The 20681-nt window shown below is 75.3% G+C and carries 15 protein-coding genes; 4 read left to right on the top strand and 11 right to left on the bottom strand.

The window, feature by feature from the left end; all coding sequences use genetic code 11:
• Positions 1-461 precede the first annotated feature (461 nt).
• Positions 462-1778 (top strand): nucleotide sugar dehydrogenase, encoded by a 1317-nt coding sequence (locus tag SM793_RS29460; protein WP_320441349.1) that lies wholly within the window; start codon positions 462-464, stop codon positions 1776-1778.
• Between the two features lie 142 nt (positions 1779-1920).
• On the opposite strand, the gene SM793_RS29465 is transcribed toward SM793_RS29460, so the two are convergent.
• From SM793_RS29465 to SM793_RS29495, 7 genes are all read right to left on the bottom strand, one after another.
• Positions 1921-3381: a hypothetical protein gene (locus SM793_RS29465; protein WP_320441350.1), complete on the bottom strand. Its 1461-nt coding sequence runs from the start codon at positions 3379-3381 to the stop codon at positions 1921-1923.
• A gap of 266 nt (positions 3382-3647) precedes the next feature.
• Positions 3648-6335: an SUKH-4 family immunity protein gene (locus tag SM793_RS29470; RefSeq protein WP_413816057.1), complete on the bottom strand. Its 2688-nt coding sequence runs from the start codon at positions 6333-6335 to the stop codon at positions 3648-3650.
• A 102-nt stretch (positions 6336-6437) separates the two neighbouring features.
• Positions 6438-7439, bottom strand: a complete 1002-nt coding sequence (locus tag SM793_RS29475) for an SMI1/KNR4 family protein (protein WP_320441352.1) — start codon at positions 7437-7439, stop codon at positions 6438-6440.
• Between the two features lie 220 nt (positions 7440-7659).
• On the bottom strand, positions 7660-8775 hold the full coding sequence (locus SM793_RS29480; protein ID WP_320441353.1) for a DegT/DnrJ/EryC1/StrS family aminotransferase: 1116 nt from the start codon (positions 8773-8775) through the stop codon (positions 7660-7662).
• Positions 8776-8923: 148 nt separating this feature from the next.
• Positions 8924-10036 carry a DegT/DnrJ/EryC1/StrS family aminotransferase gene (locus tag SM793_RS29485; RefSeq protein WP_320441354.1) on the bottom strand — a complete coding sequence of 371 codons (1113 nt, stop codon included), beginning with the start codon at positions 10034-10036 and terminating at the stop codon, positions 8924-8926.
• A 149-nt stretch (positions 10037-10185) separates the two neighbouring features.
• Positions 10186-11166: an NAD-dependent epimerase/dehydratase family protein gene (locus SM793_RS29490; protein ID WP_320441355.1), complete on the bottom strand. Its 981-nt coding sequence runs from the start codon at positions 11164-11166 to the stop codon at positions 10186-10188.
• Entirely contained in the window at positions 11163-12431 is a 1269-nt protein-coding gene (locus SM793_RS29495) for a Gfo/Idh/MocA family oxidoreductase (RefSeq protein WP_320441356.1), read from the bottom strand. The genes SM793_RS29490 and SM793_RS29495 overlap by 4 nt, the downstream gene beginning before the upstream one ends.
• Before the next feature lie 428 nt (positions 12432-12859).
• On the opposite strand from SM793_RS29495, the gene SM793_RS29500 reads away from it, so the two are divergent.
• On the top strand, positions 12860-13324 hold the full coding sequence (locus SM793_RS29500) for a YwqJ-related putative deaminase (RefSeq protein ID WP_320441357.1): 465 nt from the start codon (positions 12860-12862) through the stop codon (positions 13322-13324).
• Between the two features lie 82 nt (positions 13325-13406).
• Positions 13407-13958: an SUKH-3 domain-containing protein gene (locus tag SM793_RS29505; protein ID WP_320441364.1), complete on the top strand. Its 552-nt coding sequence runs from the start codon at positions 13407-13409 to the stop codon at positions 13956-13958.
• A gap of 82 nt (positions 13959-14040) precedes the next feature.
• On the opposite strand, the gene SM793_RS29510 is transcribed toward SM793_RS29505, so the two are convergent.
• Positions 14041-15312 (bottom strand): histidine kinase, encoded by a 1272-nt coding sequence (locus SM793_RS29510; RefSeq protein WP_320441358.1) that lies wholly within the window; start codon positions 15310-15312, stop codon positions 14041-14043.
• Positions 15313-15682: 370 nt separating this feature from the next.
• Between SM793_RS29510 and ppc the strand changes: the two genes are divergently transcribed.
• Positions 15683-18481, top strand: coding sequence for a phosphoenolpyruvate carboxylase (ppc, locus tag SM793_RS29515; protein ID WP_320441359.1), 2799 nt, complete (start codon positions 15683-15685; stop codon positions 18479-18481).
• 109 nt (positions 18482-18590) lie between these two features.
• Here the strand turns inward: ppc and SM793_RS29520 are convergent, their stop codons facing one another.
• From SM793_RS29520 to SM793_RS29530, 3 genes are all read right to left on the bottom strand, one after another.
• Positions 18591-18887 (bottom strand): hypothetical protein, encoded by a 297-nt coding sequence (locus SM793_RS29520; RefSeq protein ID WP_320441360.1) that lies wholly within the window; start codon positions 18885-18887, stop codon positions 18591-18593.
• A gap of 246 nt (positions 18888-19133) precedes the next feature.
• Complete coding sequence (gene pth, locus SM793_RS29525; protein ID WP_320441361.1) at positions 19134-19715, bottom strand: aminoacyl-tRNA hydrolase; 582 nt, start codon at positions 19713-19715, stop codon at positions 19134-19136.
• A 107-nt stretch (positions 19716-19822) separates the two neighbouring features.
• A complete protein-coding gene (locus tag SM793_RS29530; RefSeq protein ID WP_320441362.1) occupies positions 19823-20413 on the bottom strand; it encodes a 50S ribosomal protein L25/general stress protein Ctc in 591 nt (196 codons plus the stop codon).
• Positions 20414-20681: the final 268 nt, after the last annotated feature.

The raw sequence follows: 20681 nt of genomic DNA on the forward strand, positions 1-20681 counted from the left end.
GGACCGTTTCCCCATCGTCGCGTTCCGCCACGATCTGGACATACTCCTGTCACTGCCCGTCCATGGAGATCGCGCACCATGGTGAATGTGCCCGCCGCACCCAACCGTGGGGGATGGCTGCGAGGGGCACGGTCGCACACCCGATGGGGGTCGGGAGTGCGAGGCCGGGCGGCCCTGGGTGGGGGCGCCCGCCCACACGCCGGGAACCGTGGCGTCCTTTCCTGGAGGACGCCACGGGTCTCGGCCTCATTCTTTTCCCCGCCCGCCCTTCGCGTCCACACACCCGGTGTCACGATCGCGTGCCGCCTGCCCCGATCGCGGCGCCGCGTCCCTTTCCGGCCCCTTTCGGCGCGATCCGGGGAAAGCCCGCGCCGCCCGGCCCCGCTCCCTACCCTGTGGTGAAGACCGTGTGGAGACGCCCGGAGGGGCCAGTGGCGTCGCGATGGAGGGGGTTCTTCGTCATGCGCGTTGTCATCGCAGGCCAGGGCTACGTGGGACTGCCGCTCGCGGTCCGCGCGGCCGAGGTCGGGCACCGGGTGGTCGGCTACGACGTGGACGAGCGCCGGATCAAACGGCTGGCCGTCGGCGAGTCCTACGTCGAGGACATCCCGGCCGAGCGGCTGCGGCCGCTGCTGGAGAACGGCAGCTACCTGCCCTCCGCCGAGCCGTCCGACGTCGCGGAGTTCGACGTCGCGGTGATCACCGTGCCGACGCCGCTGCGCGACGGCGTGCCCGACCTGTCGTACATCGAGGCCTCGGCCGCCCTGCTCGCCCAGCACCTGCGGCCGGGGGCGACCGTCGTCCTGGAGTCCACCACCTACCCCGGCACCACCGAGGAACTGCTCGCGCCGCTGCTGGAGCAGGGGTCGGGACTGACCGTCGGGCGGGACTTCCACCTCGGCTACAGCCCCGAGCGGATCGACCCGGGCAACCCGACCTGGCGGCTGGAGAACACCCCGAAGGTGGTCTCCGGGATCGACCCGGCCTCCCTGGCCGCGGTCGAGGGCTTCTACGGCGGGCTGATCGACCGGACGGTCCCGGTCTCCTCCTGCAAGGAGGCCGAGCTGACCAAGCTGCTGGAGAACACCTTCCGCCATGTGAACATCGCCCTGGTCAACGAGCTGGCGATGTTCGCCCACGATCTCGGGATCGACGTCTGGGAGGCCATCGACGCCGCCTCCACCAAGCCGTTCGGCTATCTGCGCTTCACCCCCGGGCCGGGGGTGGGCGGGCACTGCCTGCCGATCGACCCGTCCTACCTGTCCTGGCGGGTGGAGCGGGCGCTCGGCCAGTCGTTCCGCTTCGTCGAGCTGGCCAACGACGTCAACAGCCACATGCCCGACTACGTGGTCCGGCGGCTCGCCGAGGCGCTGAACGAGCGGCAGCGCTCGGTCAAGGGCTCCCGGGTGCTGCTGCTGGGGCTGGCGTACAAGAAGAACACCGGCGACGCCCGGGAGACACCGGCCGCCCGGGTCGCCGAGCTGCTGGTCCGGATGGGCGCCGAGGTCCGCGCCGCCGATCCGCACGTGGTGGTCGGGGTGCACGTGCCCGAGCCGGTGATCCCCGGCCAGCGGGCGGCCGAGCACGACCCGCACGGCGACCCCTTCGCCGCCGTCCACCGGGTGGAGGTGAGCCCGCGGGAGCTGGCGGCGGCGGACGCGGTCGTGCTGCTGGCCGACCACGACGACTTCGACTACGGGGCGATCACCGCCCACGCCCGGTACGTGCTGGACTGCCGGCGCCGGTTGGCGGGCGGCGCCGCGGTCGAGGTGCTCTGAGCCTTCCCGCCGGGACAGCCGGCCCGCTGCCCGGCCGGATCCGCTGCCCGGCCGGGTCCGCCGTCCGGCCGGGTCTGCCGACACGCCGGGCCCCGAACGCGTCTCGGCGTTCGGGGCCCGGTACGTGCGGGACCGCGGGCGGTCAGCGCCGGCGGCGGTAGGCGACCGTGTTCGGGGTGCCGTACTCGGCGCCGTCGTCCACGATCACGATCTTCGGGATGATCGCGGTCTCCTCCTCGGCCGGGCGCGCGGCTCCGGCCGCCTCGCCGCCGTCCGCCGACGGAACCGGCGCCGCCTCCGGAACCGGCACCGGGGGCGTGGCCGGCCTCGGGGGAACCGGACCGGTGGCGACGGCCGGGGCGACCCGCCCGGGGGTGACCCGGAGCATCGCGGTGGCCGCCTCGCCCGCGCCGGGAGCCGGGCCGGCGGGCCGGGACGGGACGGGCTCCTTGTGGAGGACGGCCCGCGGGTCGGCGGCCGCGGGCACCGGGACGGACACGGCGGCGGGCAGGGCGGCGGGGACAGTGGCGGGGACGGCGACGGGCAGCGGGATCTCCCCGGTGTCCGCCTCCGAGTCCACCGGCGGCGCGTCCGAGGGCGCCGCGTCGGCCGGGGCCGCGTCGACGGGCGCGGCGTCCGCCGGGGCGTCCGCCGGGGCGTCGGCGGCCCGGGCCCCGTCCACCGGAGTCCCGGCCGCCGGGGCCGGCAGCGGCAGCGGCTCGATCGCGCCCACCGCGGCACCCGTGAGCGAGGCCAGCGTCGCCTTGATGTGGTCGAGGTGCTGCTGCACCGTCTCCAGCCTGGCGGTGAACTCGCGGTGCTCGCGCTCGGTCGTCGCGTTGATCCGCTCGGCCTCGCGCCGGGCCTGCTCGATCAGTTCGTCGGCCCTGGCCTGCGCCTCGGCGTCGCTCTGCTTGATCCGGCCGAGCACCGCCTCGCGGAACTGCTCGGCCTCCTTGACCCGCCGCTCGGCGGTGGCGGAGATCGCCGCGTCCTCGGTGTCGGCCCTGGCCTGCGCCTCGGCGAAGGTCTCGTCGGCCTTGCGGCGCAGCTCGGCCAGCTTGGCCTCGGCCCGCTCGGAGGCCTCGGCCGCCGCGACCCGGACCTTGGCCGCGTGCGCGGTGGCCGCGTCCCGGACGGACCGGACCTCGCGGTCGGTGTCGGCCCGGATCTTCTCGGCCTCGGCCCGGGTGCGCTCCTCGGTGCGGCGCGCGGCCGCGTCGGCCTCGGTACGGGTGACGGCCGCGTACTCCTTGGCGGCCCGGTCGGCCGCCTGGCCGGCCTCGTAGACCTCGTCGCGGAGGTCCTCGGCCGCTCGCTCGGCCTTGTCACGGACGGCGCGGGCCTCGTTCTCGGCCGTCCGGGCCAGCCCGGCGGCCTGCTCACTGAGCACCTCGTAGTCCGGTTCCGGGGCATCGGCGGCGGCCTTCCGGACCTCGGCCAGCCGGCGTTCCATCTCCCGGATTCCGGACCCGAGCACGCTCAGCCGCTCCCACGCCTCGTCCCGCTGCGCGGTGAAGGCGGTCAGGGCTCGGTCGACCTGGTCGGGCGCGTAACCGCGCCGGGCAACGGTGAAGCCGTGCTGGGGGACGGCGTCGCTCATGGGCTCTTCCCCTCGTGTCGCGGGCTGCGGAGCCCATGATCGGACGGATCGGTCCGCTCGGGAACCGGGTCGGTGAACCCGGTCAGGGTTCGAACGTCGAACGGATCGAAACATGTCGAGGATGGACGATTGCGACCATCCTCTTGACCTATTTTGCGCAGATCATGGCGAAACCCCAATGAGGCACCGCCGCACCGGTACGCCGAAGGGGCCGTTCCGGACACCGGAACGACCCCCGGCCACCTGCGTGGATCCGGGGCCGCTCGCTAGAGCAGGCCGTCCCAGAACTGCTCCAGCAGCACGGCCCACCAGGTGTCCGCGGACTGGAGCGCCGCCGGGTCGATCGCGGCCAACTGGGCCTGGAAGTCGGTCGTCCAGCGACCGGCCTGGTCCGGGGCCAGCCCGTACCGCAGCCGCCACATCCGGCCCAGCAGGGCCAGCGCGCGGACGAACTCCGGTACACCCGTGTTGACGAAGCGGGGCGGCTCCCCGGTTCCTTCGAGATCCATCGCGACCACGTGCGCCGTGCCGTACTGCACACACAGCTGCCGGCCGTAGTCGTTGCCCAGCACCAGGTAGCCGCCGAAGTCGGTGCTGCCCGCCAGGCCCCGTTCGGCCGCCAGCTCGGCGAGCGTCGGGATCGGCCGGCCCTCCTGGGCCTGCGCCCAGAAGAACGGTCCGAACTCGCGCGGCAGGCCCGCCCACATCAGCGTCTGCGCCACCGGCTCGGGAACGCCCTGCCGGGCCACCGCGCGCTGCTCGAAGCGGAACACGTTCGCCCCGAAGGCCTGGCCGAGTTCCTGGCCGAGCTGCTGCGGCGGGACCGGCTGCGGTGCCGGGACGGTGCCCGGGGCCGGCAGCGGCACCCGGAACGGCCGGACCCGCTGCGGACCGGAGGCCAGCTGGTGCAGCTCGTCCAGGTGGTCCAGCAGCTGGGCCATGCCGGCCTGCCGGGAGTGGTGCTCCCGGCCGTAGTCGGCGGTGTGGGTCAGCCGGACGTTCGGCCAGGAGGCGGCGATCATCCGGTGGCAGTAGCCGCCGGGCAGGTCGCAGGACTCCAGCTCGGTGTAGAGCTCCAGCACCTGCTCCGGCGGCACGTTCAGCCGCCGCAGGTCCTGGAGGATCTTCCACTCCGGGTGCGGGGTGCCGGGCTCGCTGCGGTGCAGCAGCTTCTGCTCCGACCCGTCCGGGCCCCGGTAGCTGAGCGCGGCGAAGTAGCCCGGGCCGACCGCCGGCACGCCGGGCGGCACCGGGGCGCCCTGCGGCGGTCCGGGGACGGGCGCCGGCGGGACGGGCGCGGCGACCGGCGCCGGGGCAGGCGCCGGGGCGGCGGGCGCGGGCCCGGCCGGGTAGCCGTAGCCGGCCATGGGTGCGACGGACGCGCCGGCGCCGGGCGGCGGCGGGACGGCGGGGCCGCCGGACGGCGGGGTGCCCGGGTCGGCCGGGGCCCCGCCCAGCAGCGCCGGGTCGACCGCGCCCGCCAGCTGGGTGCGCTCGTACGCCACCCCGCCGGACGCGGCGGGTGCGGCGGGCGGTGCGGCCGGGGCGTCCGCGGGGCGCAGACCGGGCGGCGGCGGGGGCGGCGGGGTGCTGGAGGCGCCGCGGCCACCGGAACCGGCGGAGGCCGCCGGGGCGGAGCCACCGCGCAGCCCGGCGGGCGGAGGCGGCGGCGGGGCCGAGCCCGGAGCGCGGCCGAGCGCGACGGGCGCCGGGCCCGCACCGGGACCGGCCGCTCCGCCGCGCAGAGCGGCGGGCGGGGGTGGCGGCGGGGCGGAGCCCGGGGCGCGGCCGAGTCCGCCGGGCGGCGCGGACTCGGCGGGCGGGCCGACCGGCGGCGGGACCGGGGCCCCGGGCGCGCCCGGCAGGCCCGCGAGACCCGGCAGGCTGTCGGGCGAGGCCAGCATGGTGGCGGCGTGCTCGACCCCCGGTCCGGCGGGCGGCGGGACGGGCGTCCCCGGGGCGGGCGTGCCGGGACCGCCCGGCGCGCCCGGCAGACCAGCGAGGCCAGGCAGGCCGTCCGGCGGCGCCAGCAACGTCGGCGCGGGCTCCACCATCGGCGGAAGCGACGGCGGCACCGGCGTGCCCGGCACCGGCGTCCCCGGACCACCCGGTGCGCCCGGCAGGCCCGCGAGACCAGGCAGGCCGCCCTCGGGCAGCAGCACGGTGGCCGCCTCGGAGCCGGCCCGCGGCTCGCCGGACAGCCCGGCGCCGTTGGTGCGCAGCCCGTCGGGCAGCAGAACCGTCGCCGCCTCGACACCCGCGCCGTGCGCGGGCGGACCGGCCGGCTCGTCGTGGCCGGGCGGCGGGGCGAGCATGGTCGGCGCGTCCCCGGCGGGGCGCTCGGAGACCGGCGGTGTGGTCAGCACTGCGGGCCCGGGCGTGTCGGCACGCCCGAAGCGAACCCCCGGGGCCGACGGCACGGCGGGTGCCGGATCGAGCGGCGGGGCGGGCGGGGCCACCGGCTCGGCCACCGGCTGGGCAGCCGGAGCGGCCGGAGCGGCGGATTCGGCGCCGGCCACCGGCACCCCCGACGCCGGCGTCCCGGCAGCCGCCGGTGCGCCCAGCCGCTCCGCCTCGGCGGCGAGCGCCGCCTGCCCGGCCTCCTGCAGCCACTGCGGCGGGCTCAGCAGGAAGGACGTCGCCTCCACCGGCCCCGGCGCGGGCCGGGCCGCCCCGGCCGGGTTGGCCGCGACCGGCCGTCCGTACGTCTCCTCGTACTGCCGGACCACCTCGTTGACGGGCAGCGCGGGCCAGAGGGTACTCGCGCCGGAGTCCCGGGCGATCACCAGCCGGGCCTCCCCCTCGGCCTCGGTCCCGCCCTCGGCGGACTGCACCGCCCAGCAGACGAAGCCCAGGTCGAACTCCCGGACCCGCACCTCGCGCTGCCGCTCCCGGGACACCCCGCCGTTGATCCACTCCTCGGCGAGCTCCTGCGCCTGCGCGTACGTCACCACGCCCGGTTCACCCCTGTCCCCATCGTCCCCGCTCGTTCCACACCGTCGACGACCGGCCGGTCCGTCTCCCGGCCCGTCCTGCGCTCCACCACGAACGCCACGTCAGCCCACCGGAACGGCCCGGGCGAACCCGCCGTTCACCATCAGCTCGGCGACCGTCTCCAGCTCCGGCGGACTCCCGGCCAGCCGCAGCAGGAAGTCGTCGAAGTCGTCCCCGCAGGGCAGCAGCAGCCGCTCGACCCGGTCCTCGGGGGACTCCGGGGCGCCGGTGTCGCGGGCGTCGTCGTAGAGGCAGAGCCAGACCGAGCCGATCCGGTCGCCCCGCACCTTCAGCGCCAGGATGCCGCCCTGGGCGTAGGCGATGCCCAGGTAGTCCTTGGTGAAGTGGTCCCGCAGGCACTTGTTGGCGTAGACGACGTCCTCGGTGCCGTACTCCTCGGTGAGCGTCAGGAACGGCTGGTCGATCAGCAGCCCGAGGTCCGGGTCGAGCGCCACCCCGGCGGGGACCCGGCCGCCGCCGAGCTTCAGGAAGGTCCGGTAGGCGCCGGGCAGCCGGTAGCCCAACCGCTGCTCGGCCCGCTGCACGAGGTCCTCGGGGACGCCGATCGGGTCGCTGCCGTCCAGGGCGAGCGGGAAGTGCGCCGCCCGCTTCTCCTGCAGCGGGCGGGTGCCGCGCCGGCCGTGGTCGGCGGAGGAGGTGGCCAGTCCGCCGTGGTGCCGCAGCAGCGCCTTGACCTCGACCGGGACGAGTTCCATCCGCCGCCAGCCGGGCGCGGCCCGGCCGGCCACGTGGTGCCAGGTCCAGCCGGGCGGGGTGGCGACGGCGGTGTCCAGGTCGGCCCAGAGCGGGTGGCCCTGGGTGAACAGCGCGGCGTTGGCCGAGACGTAGTCGGTCAGCCGCAGCTCGTCGACCCCGAAACCGGCCGGCGGGTCGGCGACCTCGGCCGCCGCGGCGGCGTACGGGCCGAAGTCCGGGTGGCCGTGCTCGTCCACCCGGACCCCGGCGGGGTGCCGCTCGGCGCGGACCGGATCCGGGAACTGCACCACCTGACCTGCGTACGCCGCGTTCGGTGCGGCGGCGACGCCGGGCCGACCTGTCGTCATCTGGGAGCCCCCACTGGCTGCTGCAAATTCTCGGTGCGCTTGTTGGGAACCAGCGTAGGGGGTACGCCCGCGGCCCTTCCCCCCGCCCGGTGGGACCGGACACGGACCGGCACCGACCGGACACGGGACGGCCACCGGCAGGGCACGGGGCGGCCACCGGCGGGGCAGGAAGGCGGGCCCGGGAGCGGAAGTGGAAGGGGGGCCGGCGGGGCGCCGCGGCTCAGGCCGCCAGTGCCTTGGCCAGTGCCTCCACCACCCGCTCCTGCTGCCCGGCGGTGATCTGCGGGAACAGCGGCAGGGTCAGCAGCTCCGCCGCCGCCCGTTCGGCGACCGGGAACGCCCCCTCTCCGTGGCCGAGGTGCCGGAAGGCCGGCTGCAGGTGGACCGGCACCGGGTAGTGCGCGCCCGCCCCGATCCCGGCCGCGTTCAGCGCCGCCAGCAGCGCGTCCCGGCGCGCGCCGCCCGCGCCGACCCGGACCGCGTACAGGTGCCAGACGTGCTCGTTGCCGGGCGCGGTGCGCGGCGGGGTGATGCCGTCCAGACCGGCCAGCAGCCCGTCGTAGCGGGCGGCGGCGGCCCGGCGGGCCTCGTTCCAGGCGGGCAGCCGGCGCAGCTTGGCGCGCAGTACGACGGCCTGGAGCGCGTCCATCCGGGAGTTGAAGCCGAACCGCTCGTGGATGTACTTGCGGGCCGAGCCGTGGTCCCCGATCAGCCGGACGGCGGCGGCCAGGTCGTCGTCGTCGGTCACCACGGCCCCCGCGTCGCCGTAGGCGCCGAGGTTCTTGCCGGGGTAGAAGCTGGTGGCGGAGATCCGGCCGTGGCGGGCACGGCCGTCCTGCCGGGCTCCCTGGGACTGCGCGGCGTCCTCCACCACGGGGCGGTCGCCGGCCAGGTCGAGCAGCGCGGCCATCGGGGCGAGCTGGCCGTTGAGGTGGACGGGCAGCAGCGCGACCGCGTCCGCCAGCACCTCGGCGACCCGGGCCGGGTCGATCAGCAGGTGGTCGGGGTCGGCGTCGACCAGGACCGGGCGCAGACCGGCCCGCTGGACGGCCTCCGCGGTGGCGACGAAGGTGTTGGCGGGCAGCACCACGCCACCGCCGGGCGGCAGGCCGAGGGCGCGCAGGGCCAGTTCGAGGGCGTCGGTGCCGTTGGCCGCGCCGACGCAGTGCCGGGCGTCGGAGAAGGCCGCGTACTCCTCCTCGAAGCCGGCCACCTCCGGCCCCTTGATGTAGCCGCCGCTCGCGAGCACCCGGTCGAAGCCGGCCCTGACCTCCGCCTCGACCTCCGCGTGCGCGGCGGCGAGGTCGACGAGCGGAACGGGCTGGTCGGTGGTCATCCTGTGGTCTCCCTGGGCCGGTCGGAACCTGTCTGTACGGAACCTGTCTGTACGGAACCTGTCCGCACGGAACCTGTCCACACGGAACCTGCGGGTCGGCGGAGCGGGCTAGCAGCGGAACAGGCAGGCAGCTGAACGGGTGGCGAGCTCAGCCGAGCGCGGACCGCAGGGCGGCCACCACCCGGTCCTGCTGCTCCTCGGTCAGCGCGTGGTGCAGCGGGAGGATCAGCGAACGCCGGGTGAGCAGCTCGGTGGCGGGCAGCGGGACCCGGGCGGTCCCCTGGTAGGGGGCCTCCAGATGGGCGGCCATGATGCCGCGCCGGGCGGAGACGCCGGCCTCGGCGAGCCGGGCCAGCAGCTCGGCCCGGTCGGGGGCGCCGTCCGGCGGCAGCACCCAGCAGGACTGGAAGTTGGTGGTGCCGTGCGGCGGGTCGTCGACCAGCCGGACGCCGGTGCCGGCGAGCAGCTCCCGGTAGCGGCCGGCGAGTTCGCGCCGGCGGGCGACCATGGTGGGCAGCTTGCGCAGCTGCACCAGGCCGATGGCGGCCTGGATGTCGGTCATCCGGTAGTTGAAGCCGATCTCGTCGTAGGTCTCCAGCACGCCCGCGCCGCCGGCCCCCGCGTGCCGGTCGGCCGCCGAGACGCTCATCCCGTGCTCGCGCAGCCGCCGCAGCCGGGCCGCGAGTCCGCCGTCCCGGCAGGTGACCATGCCGCCCTCGCCGGTGGTGAGCAGCTTGCGCGGGTGGAAGGAGTACGCGGCGAGTTCGGCCCCCGCGCCGACCGGGCGGCCCCGGTACACGGAGCCGGCGCCGCAGGCGGCGTCCTCGACGACGGTGATGCCGCGCGGCCCGGCGGCGGCCCGGATGCCGTCCAGGTCGACCGGTACCCCGCCCTGGTCGACCGCGATCACGGCCCTGGTCCGCCCGGTGAACAGTGGTTCGACGGTGGCGGCGGTGAGGTTGCCGGTGGCCGGGTCGACGTCCGCGAACACCGGTACCGCGCCGACGTAGGTGACGGCGTTGGCGGTGGCGACGAAGGAGAGCGAGGGGACGACCACCTCGTCCCCCGGGCCGACGCCCGCGCCGATCAGCGCGAGGTGCAACGCGGTGGTGCAGGAGGAGACCGCGACGGCGTGCTCGACGCCGAGGTGCTCGGCAAAGGCCCGCTCGAAGGCGGCGACCCGGGGGCCCTGGGCCACCCAGCCGGAGCGGACCGCCTCGGCGGCGGCCTCGGCCTCCTCCTCGCCGAGCCAGGGGATCATGACGGGGATGCTGGACACAGGAGGGCTCCGAACGTGGCGCGGACGTGATCGGTGGACGGGACACCCGGCCGGGCGCGAACGCGAGCCGGGAGCGGCGGCGAGCCGGGAGCGGCGGCGAGCCGGGAGCGGCGGCGAGCCGGGAGCGGCGGCTACTGCTCGCGCCACCAGGCGACCAGCCGGCGCAGCCCCTCGTCGAGGCCCAGTTCGGGCTTCCAGCCGAGGTCGCGCTCGGCCGCACCGATGTCCGCGAGGCGCCGCACCACGCCGCCGGCGGTCCCCCGCGCCGGGCCGTGCTCGACGTCCAGGTCGCTCCGGTCCATGGCGGTGAGCAGGGCGTCGGCCAGGCCCCGCAGCGAGACCTCGCCGGCGCTGGCGATGTTGTAGACCTGGTCGGTGACGGGCGCGGCGGCGGCCAGCAGGTTGGCCCGGGCGATGTCCTCGGTGTAGACGAAGTCCATCGTCTGGGCCCCGTCGCCGAAGATCAGCGGCGGCTGTCCGGCGGCGATCCGCTCCATCCAGCGGATGAACACCTCGGTGTACCGGCCGTGCACGTCCATCCGGGGGCCGTACACGTTGAAGTAGCGCAGCGCGACGTAGTCCAGGCCGGACATGGCGTGGAAGGAGCGCAGCAGGCCCTCGTTGAAGACCTTGGCCGCCCCGTACAGGGTGTCGTTGTTGTAGGGGTGGTGGTTCTCGGGCGTCGGGAAGACCTCGGCGAGGCCGTAGACGGAGGCGGTGGACGAGGCGACCACCTTGCCGACGCCGACCTCGGCGGCGGCCTCGACCACGTCGAAGGTACCGTCCACCATGACCTCCAGCGCGAGCCGGGGCTCGGTGGCGCACTGGGTGATCCGGATCGCGGCCAGGTGGAAGAGCAGGTCGGTGCCCGGGTCGAGGAGTTCGCGCAGCAGGGCCCGGTCGCGGATGTCGCCGTCCACCACCCGCAGCTGGCCGGGGGCGGCGGTCCCGCGGGCGTACGCGAGGTTGGCCTCCCGGCCCCGGACGAAGTTGTCGAGCACGACCACCTCGCGGGCGCCGCCCTCGATCAGCTGGTCCACCACGGTCGAGCCGATGGTGCCGGCCCCGCCGGTCACCAGGCAGCGGGAGCCCTCGATCTGTACAGCGTTCACCGCGTGGCGGCCCTTTCCTGAGCTTCGGACATGGCGGACGTGCCGGGCAGGTCACGCCCGGCGGGCAGGTCGTGGCGCGCGGGCAGGTCGTGCCCCGCGGACGGCACGCGCGGCTCGGACGGCCCGGACGACCCGGGGTCGACGCCGACGCCGACGCCGACCGGGACGGTGGCGCCGCCGAGTTCGAGGCTGAGCGAGGCCGCCTCCAGCAGCTGGAGCACCCGCAGGCCGGACCGGCCGTCGGTGAGCGGGGCCCGGCCCTCGGTGATGGCGGCGGCGAACTCGGCCATCACATTGCGCAGCGCCTCCTGCTCGACCAGGGCGGGGGCGACCATCGAGCCGACCCGGTAGGAGATCAGGGTCCGGTGGCGGATCGCGTCGGTCAGCTCGTCCGGCGGGGTGAGGTCCACGCCCCGGTCGTGGACCGCCAGCCGGGCCTGCGGGTTGAGGTCGTCCCAGACCAGGGTGCGCCGCGAGCCGCCGATCAGGGTGGTGCGGACCTTGGTCGGCGAGAGCCAGTTGACGTGGCAGTGCGCCAGCGCGCCGTTGCTCAGCCGGACGGTCAGGTAGGCGACGCAGGCCCGGCCGGCGCCGATCGGGTCGGCGCCCTGGGCGGAGACGCCGACCGGCTCCACGCCCGGCGGCAGGACGAAGTCGAGGATCGACAGATCGTGCGGGGCGAGGTCCCAGAGCACGTCGACGTCCGGCTGGACCAGCCCGAGGTTGATCCGCACCGAGTCGAAGAACTGGACGTCGCCGATCTCCCCGCCGTGCACGAGTTCGCGGATCCGGCGCACCACCGGGGTGTAGCAGAAGGTGTGGTCGCACATCAGGACCCGGCCGCGCTCCTCGGCGAGCGCCACCAGTTCGGCGGCCTCCGCGGCCGAGGTGGTGATCGGCTTCTCCACCAGGACGTGCTTGCCGGCCTCCAGCGCCGCCCTGACCAGCCGGTAGTGCGCGGCGGCCGGAGTGGCGACCGCGACCGCGGCGACCCGCTCGTCCGCCAGCACCTCCTCGAAGGAGGTGGTGGACCGGACGGTGCTGTACTCGCCGAGCACCCGGCGGGACTTCGCCGCGTCCAGGTCGCAGAGCCAGTGCAGGCGCAGCGCCGGCGTCTGCTGCGCGTTGCGGACCAGGTTCGGGCCCCAGTAGCCGGCCCCGACCACCGCGATCCCGATCCGGTGCTCCGGTGCGGGCTGCGGTGGCACACCGGGTGTGGGTACGTGCTCGCCGGGCGCCTCGTTGGCGGTTTCCGTGTCAGTCATCGCAAGACCCCCCTTGCTGTGTGGAGCCGGGGACCCGCTCACCGGCGCCCGGCCCGGGCCCCCCAGCCCCTCCGACCACAACGACCTTGGCAGGCACAGGAGTTGCTACGTCCACCGGCGACCCCGACCGGACCGTCCGTCCCCTCGGCCCGCCTGCTGGAACGCTACCGGCCGCCGCAGTCGCCCGGGGGCGGATTCGGGAAACCCGGGGACGAGTCGTGACGATGCCGTGCGGATCCGGCCAACGTCGCGTGACCGTCCACCGCCGGGCCCCCGGACCTGGTCCGACCCGCCTTGCCCCGCACCCCGGTTGTGCGGTTGTCAGTGTCGTTTGACAGGCTGACCCCTGTCGGCCCCTGCACCACGCGGAGGGCGAGCGGGAGAACGTACGGGAACGCCGGCGGGAAGACGAGGAGGAGAACGACGCCATGAGCACGGGGCAACCGGCCGGACCGCCACTACTGCGCCACCACCGCGACAGCCTGCTGCCCGCCGTCGCCGCCGCGCTCTCGCTGAAGGGCGGCGAGGTGCACACCCTGGCCGGCGCCAAGTCGGACCGCGGCCCCGCCCTGCACCCGCTGGTCGGCGAGTTCCTCGGCGCGCTGCCGCTGGAGCAGCGCGAGCGCTTCACCGGGCGCTGCCCCGAGGCCGTCCTGCTCTCCCAGTACCTGGCCGCGGTGGACGGCCGGCGCTCCAAGCGCGCGGCCCGCAAGCCGATGAGCCTGCAAGAGGCCCGCAAGGCGCTCAAGGGCGCCCGGCTGACCACGGTCCGGATCCGCGAGGAGCACGATCCCGCCCACGGCACCCACGCTCCGCCGTGCCGCTCCTGCGCACCGCTGCTGGAGCACTTCACCGTCCAGAGCGTCGCGGTCGGCCCGGCCGCCGCCGGCTGAGCCGCCGGCCGCCGCGCCCCGGCCCGCACCGGCCGCCCGGCGCGCCCGACCGTCCCCCGTCCCCGAACCACCGGAGCCCGTCCTGAATCCGCCCAGCCCGCCCCCGCCCCCGCCGCCGGCCACCCTCGCCGCGCCCGCGCCGCGGACCCGTCCGCGCTTCCCGGCCGACGTCGCCGCGGAGCTGAAGGCGGCCGGCTGGCACCCCGGGCGCTGGCAGATCCGGCAGGCCGAGGAGTGGGCCGACACGCTGGCCGGCCACGGCGGCCCGACGGGCGTCCCGCACGCGGTGTTCCCGGCGGCGCTGGAGGCCTGGGCCGAGTTCGGCGGCCTCGCCTTCGACCTGGCCGGCCCCGGACGGGAGCTGGCCCGCACCCCGTTCCTGCTCGACCCGCTGTGCGGCCTGCACCAGCCCCGCACCCTGGCCGACCTGGGCCGCGCCCTGGACACCCGGGTCGCCCCGCTGGGCGAGGAGGCGTACGGGCAGGCGCTGCTGGCGATCGACGAGGAGGGCCGGGTCTTCAGCCTGGACCACACCGGCGAGTGGTTCCTCGGCGACAGCGTCGACCGGGCGATCTCCGCCCTGGTCCTGGGCACCGCCCCGGAACGGCTGCGCACCGCCGAGGACGCCGGCTGATCCGACAGGAGCCGGTAGGGGGCCTAGGGCGTGTCTTTCGGATCCCGGCGGCGACCGCCCGGCGTGATCCGAAAGACACGCCCTAGACCAGGCGGTCCTGGCGGACCGCCAGCCGGGACGGCAGGACCGCCTCCACCCGGAAGCCGCCGTCCCGCTCCGGCCCCGCCGAGAAGGTGCCGCCGAGCGCGACCACCCGCTCGCGCATCCCGACCAGCCCGTTCCCGCCGCTGGGCAGCGCGGCCGCGGCCCGCTCGCCGCCGGGGCAGGCGTTCACCACGCTGACCCGCACACCGTTCGGCGCGTACGCGAGCAGCACGGACACCTGGGCCCCGCCCGCGTGCTTGTGCGCGTTGGTCAGCCCCTCCTGCACCACCCGGTAGGCGGTCTGCTCGGCCTCACCGGTGAACTCCTGCCGGCTGCCGCTGACCGTCAGGGTGACGGCCATGCCGGCCGCCCGGGACTGGTCGACCAGCCGCGGCAGCGCGGTCAGCGAGTCCGGCTCGACCGCGCTGTCCTCGGACATCCGCAGCACGCCGAGGATCTCCCGCAGCTCGTTCAGCGCCTGCCGGCCGACCTCGCCCATCAGCTTGGCGCTCTGCGCCGCCCGCTCCGGGTCCTTGGCCACGATCCGCTCCAGCGCCCCGGCGTGCACCACCATCAGCGAGACCCGGTGCGCGACCACGTCGTGCATCTCCCGGGCGATCCGGGTGCGCTCCTCCAGCCGGGCCCGGCGGGCGCGCTCCCTGGCCTGCTCGGCCAGCAGGTCCAGCTCGGTCTCCAGGCCGTGCGCGCGGTCCTTCAGCGACTCGATCAGCCGCCGCCGCGCCCCGACGTAGAGGCCGGTCACCACCGGGGCCACGGTCGCGCCGGCGGCCACCAGCAGCGCCAGCACCAGCTGACCCCAGAACGGCGGCTGCTCGATCGTCGGATCGCCGGGGTCGACCATCGAGAGCAGGATCACCCCGGCGGTCTCGGCGTAGGCGAGCGCGGAGAGCGCCACCACCCGCCGGCGGCGCGAGGGCCACTCCCAGGTCGCGGCCAGCGTGTACATCGCCACCAGCAGCAGCACCATGCCGGGCACCCCGGGCATCACGATCAGCGCCACCACCACCGGCACGGCGGGCCAGCGCCGGCGGACCACCAGGCTGGCGCCGACCATCGCGCCGAACAGCGCGATCCCGAGCTCGGCCGCCAGGCCGAGGTGGACCCGGCCGCCGATGTAGGTGACCGAGCTGGCCGCGCACTCCAGCGCCGCCACGGCGGCGAGTCCGGCGTCCAGGAGGGCGCTGCGCCGCCTCGGCCACCACAAGAAGGACGACCGGCCCCGCGCGCGCTCCCCAGGCGACTTGCTCATGGCGCACAGCCTACGGCGCGCCCCGGCCGCGGCCCCACCGGGTCGCGGCCGGACGCGCCCCGCGGCGGCAGCCCCCTACGCCTCCCCCGACTGCTCCCCCGACCGCCCCCGCACCGCTCCCGACCGCTCCTGCACCGCTCCCCCCGCCGCCTCCCGGCGACCCCGCCCCGGAACGCAAGTGGTCCAGACCACATACGGTACCGGGGCATGGCTGTCCGCCATCCGGCCACTTCGCGGACAGCGCACCTCCCGACACCTATGCTGGTCGCGTCGGACAGCGCGGTCCGCACGCGTCACACCCGCCACACGCGGGACGGCCCTGTGACGATGAGCCGTTGCCGAACAGCCCACCACCCCGAGGGAGCCAGCCGTGACCGCTCCGGTCCCCAGCCCGGCGGACAGCCCGACCCCCGTCGACGCCGACAACGCCGCGCTTCGCGCGGACATCCGTCGCCTCGGCGACCTGCTCGGCGAGACCCTGGTCCGCCAGGAAGGCCCCCAGTTGCTCGGCCTGGTCGAACAGGTCCGACTGCTCAGCCGCACCAACGGCGAGGCCACTGCCGAACTGCTCTCCGACATCGACCTGGAAACCGCCGCCAAGCTGGTCCGGGCCTTCTCCACCTACTTCCACCTCGCCAACGTCACCGAGCAGGTGCACCGCGGCCGCGAGTTCGCCACCCGCCGCGCCCGCGAGGGCTCGCTGCTCGCGCAGACCGCCGACCAGCTGGCCGAGGCCGACCCCAAGCACCTCCAGGACACCCTGGCCCACCTCGCCGTCCGCCCGGTCTTCACCGCGCACCCGACCGAGGCCGCCCGCCGCAGCGTCCTCAACAAGCTCCGCCGGATCGGCGAGCTGCTCGACCGCATCCACCGCGAGGAACTCGCCGCCGGCCTCTCCCACGCCGACCCGGCCCGCACCTCCTCCGCCCGGCGCCAGGCCGACCGCCGCCTCGCCGAGGTGATCGACCTGCTGTGGCAGACCGACGAGCTGCGCATCGCCCGCCCCGAGCCCACCGACGAGGCCCGCAACGCCGTCTACTACCTGGACGAGCTCTACCGCGACGCCGTCCCGCAGGTCCTGGAGGAGCTGCAGGAGGAACTCGCCCGGGTCGGGCTGGAGCTGCCCGAGGGCGTCCGCCCGCTGACCTTCGGCACCTGGATCGGCGGCGACCGCGACGGCAACCCCAACGTCACCCCGCAGGTCACCTGGGACGTCCTCAACCTCCAGCACGAGTACGGCATCAAGGACGCCCTCGCCGCCGTCGACGACCTGCGCGGCACCCTCTCCACCTCGGAGCGGCTGGCCGGCGCCTCCCCCGAGCTGCTCGCCTCGCTCAACGCCGACCTCACGCTGCTGCCCGAGCTGAGCCCCCGCTACAAGCGGATGAACGCCGAGGAGCCGTACCGGCTCAAGGCCACCTGCATCCGGCTCAAGCTGGAGAACACCCGCGAGCGGCTGGCCGGCGGCACCCCGCACGTCGCGGGCCGCGACTACCTGGGCACCCGCGAGCTCGTCGCCGACCTGCGGCTGATCCAGGACTCGCTGCGTGCCCACCGCGGCGAGCTGATCGCCGACGGCCGGCTCGCCCGCGCCATCCGCACCGTCGAGGCGTTCGGCCTGCAGCTCGCGACCATGGACGTCCGCGAGCACGCCGAGGCCCACCACCACGCGCTCGGGCAGCTCTTCGACCGGCTCGGCGAGGAGGCCTGGCGCTACGCCGACATGCCGCGCGAGTACCGCCAGCGGCTGCTCGCCAAGGAGCTGCGCTCGCGCCGCCCGCTCGCCCCCACCCCCGCCCCGCTGGACCCCGCCGGCGCCAAGACGCTCGGTGTCTTCACCACCATCCGCGAGGGCTTCGACCGGTTCGGCGACGAGATCGTCGAGTCCTACATCATCTCGATGTGCCAGGGCGCCGACGACGTCTTCGCCGCCACCGTGCTGGCCCGCGAGGCCGGCCTGATCGACCTGCACGGCGGGATCGCCAAGATCGGCATCGTGCCGCTGCTGGAGACCACCGACGAACTCCAGCAGGCCGACCGGATCCTCGACGAGATGCTGTCCGACCCCTCCTACCGGCTGCTCGTCTCGCTGCGCGGCGACGTCCAGGAGGTCATGCTCGGCTACTCCGACTCCTCCAAGTTCGGCGGCATCACCACCTCCCAGTGGGAGATCCACCGCGCCCAGCGCCGGCTGCGCGACGTCGCCCACCGGTACGGCATCCGGCTGCGGCTCTTCCACGGCCGCGGCGGCACCGTCGGCCGCGGCGGCGGCCCCTCGCACGAGGCCATCCTGGCGCAGCCCTGGGGCACCCTGGAGGGCGAGATCAAGGTCACCGAGCAGGGCGAGGTCATCTCCGACAAGTACCTGCTGCCCTCGCTGGCCCGGGAGAACCTCGAACTCACCATCTCCGCCACGCTGGCCGCCTCCGCGCTGCACACCTCCCCGCGCCAGGCCCCCGAGGAGCTGGCCCGCTGGGACGCCGCCATGGACCGCGTCTCCGAGGCCGCGCACACCTCCTACCGGGCCCTGGTCGAGCAGGAGGACCTGCCGAAGTACTTCTTCGCCGCCACCCCGGTCGACCAGCTCGCCTCGCTGCACCTGGGCTCCCGCCCGTCCCGCCGCCCCGACTCGGGCGCCGGCCTGGACGGCCTGCGGGCCATCCCGTGGGTGTTCGGCTGGACCCAGTCCCGCCAGATCGTCCCCGGCTGGTACGGCGTCGGCGCCGGCCTGGCCGCCGCCCGCGAGGCGGGCCTGGGCGACGTACTGGACGAGATGTACGGCCAGTGGCACTTCTTCCGCAACTTCCTCTCCAACGTCGCCATGACGCTGGCCAAGACGGACCTGCGGATCGCCCGCCACTACGTCGAGCAGCTGGTGCCCGCCGAACTGCACCACGTCTTCGACCAGATCACCGCCGAGCACGAGCTGACCCTGCGCGAGGTGCTCCGCCTCACCGGCGAGAGCGAGCTGCTGGAGCACAACCCGGTGCTGAAGCAGACCTTCACCGTCCGCGACGCCTACCTCGACCCGATCTCCTACCTCCAGGTCGCGCTGCTGCGCCGGCAGCGCGAGGAGGCCGCCACCGGCCGCCAGGAGAACGCGCTGCGCGCCCGCGCGCTGCTGCTGACCGTCAACGGCATCGCCGCCGGTCTGCGCAACACCGGCTGACCGGCCGCGGGGCGACCCGCCGGAACACCGAAGGGCCCCGCGGCGCGCGCCGCGGGGCCCTTCGCCCTCGTGGTCCGGGTGGCCCCGCCAGTGGCGGCACCGCTCTTCGTCACTCCCCCAGGTCGCCCGCGCGCCGGCGCTTGACCCAGAGGGCCGCACCGCCGGCCGCCACGACCAGACCGCCGCCGACGGCCAGCAGGCCCGCGTCGCCGCCGACCGGGCCGCCGATCACGGGGCCGAGATCGAGGTCGAGGTCCAGGTCGAGCTGCGCCGAGACCGGTTCCGGGGACACCACACCCGGTCCGGGTTCGGACACCGGGTCGGCGTGGGCCTGACCGGCCCCGCCCAGCAGCACCCCGGCGGCGCCGAGCGCGCCCGCGGTGCCCAGTGCACCGGCCCTGCCCACCCGTCGTCCGAGCTTCCTCAGCCGTACCGCCCGGATCCGCTGTACCACCCGGATCCGCCGAAGCCGCCGGACCGGCCGCAAACTCCGCATCGAGAACTCCCCAGACCCGTTCGCGTACTGGGCCCGACGCTATCCGATCCGTCCGGACTTCTCACACCTGATCAGGTTTAAACGGCCAGAAGTTGTACGACTGTTGTGCGGCCGGACCGCCCTCCGCCCCGCGCCGGAAGCGTTCATGACCCCGGGTCAGGAGTTGTACGTCGACTGGGCCCGCTCCAGCCCCTCCGTGACCAGGGCCTCCACCGCGTCCGCCGAGCGGTCCACGAACCAGTCCAGTTCCTTGCGCTCGGTGCTGGAGAAGTCCTTGAGCACGAAGTCGGCGACCTCCATCCGGCCCGGCGGCCGGCCGATCCCGCAGCGCACCCGGTAGTACTCCGGGCCCAGCGACTTGGTGATCGACTTCAGCCCGTTGTGGCCGTTGTCGCCGCCGCCGAGCTTCAACCGCAGCGTGGCGTAGTCGATGTCCAGCTCGTCGTGGACGGCCACCACGGCCGAGGCCGGCGCCTTGTAGAAGTCCCGCAGGGCGGTCACCGGGCCGCCCGAGAGGTTCATGAAGGACATCGGCTTGGCCAGGACCACCCGCCGGCCCGACAGCCGCCCCTCGGCCACCTGGGCGCGGCTCTTGTGCGCCTTGAACCTGGCACCCATCCGCTGCGCCAGCAGGTCCGCCACCATGAAGCCGATGTTGTGCCGGTTCCGGGCGTACTGCTCCCCCGGATTGCCCAGCCCGACCACCAGCCAGGGGCCCTCGTACGCGTCCTCGCTCATCGCATCGCTCCTCTTGCTCTCGCTCGTCGACATCATCCCGGACGCGCCGCTGCCCCGGCCGCTCCAGAACGGAGCGGCCGGGGCAGCGGTCGGACGGTGCGGGAGGCTCAGGCCTCGGCGCCGGCCTCGGCGGCCTCGGCGTCGGCGTCGGCCTGCGAGGCCTGGGCGCCGATGACCTGCAGCACGACGGTGTCGGCCTCGACGGCCAGCGTGGTGCCCTTGGGCAGCTCGATGTCACCGGCGGTGATCGAGGCACCGGCCTCCAGGCCCTGGACCGAGACGGTCACGGACTCGGGCAGGTGGGTGGCCTCGGCCTCGATCGGCAGCGCGTTGAGGACGTGCTCCAGCAGGTTGCCGCCCGGGGCCAGCTCGCCCTCGGTGTGGACCGGGATCTCGACGGTGACCTTCTCGCCGCGCTTGACCAGCAGCAGGTCGACGTGCTCGATGGTGCGCTTGATGGCCTCGCGCTGGACGGCCTTCGGCAGCACGTACTCGTCCTTGCCCTCGATCGGCACGACCAGCAGGGCGTTCGGGGTCTTGAGGGCCATCATCAGGTCGTGGCTGGGCAGGTTCAGGTGAACCGGCGCGTGACCGTGGCCGTAGACGACACCGGGGACGAAGCCGGCGCGGCGGGCGCGACGGGCGGCACCCTTGCCGAACTCGTTGCGGGACTCGGCGGCAAGGCGGATCTCGGACACGACTGCACTCCTCGTGAAAAGCTGGCGCGGGGGTGCAGGCAACGCGAAAAAACCGCCGGGACCACACCCTCATAACGGGGGTCACTCGGCGGCGCAACGACTCTGCCGGAAGCCCGGATTACCGGAGCCGGCAGCGCGTCGATCACGGATCGGGCACCCGCGAAGCGGGCGCACGGCATCCCTCGCCGAGCAGTTTCACGAGTCTAACCGCTACCGCGGCCTCTCGCGAAATCGGCGGCGGCCCCCCCCCCCCCCGGGCCCCGGGGGC

The sequence above is a fragment of the Kitasatospora purpeofusca genome (genome assembly GCF_034043715.1).
Taxonomy (GTDB): Bacteria; Actinomycetota; Actinomycetes; order Streptomycetales; family Streptomycetaceae; genus Kitasatospora; species Kitasatospora purpeofusca_A.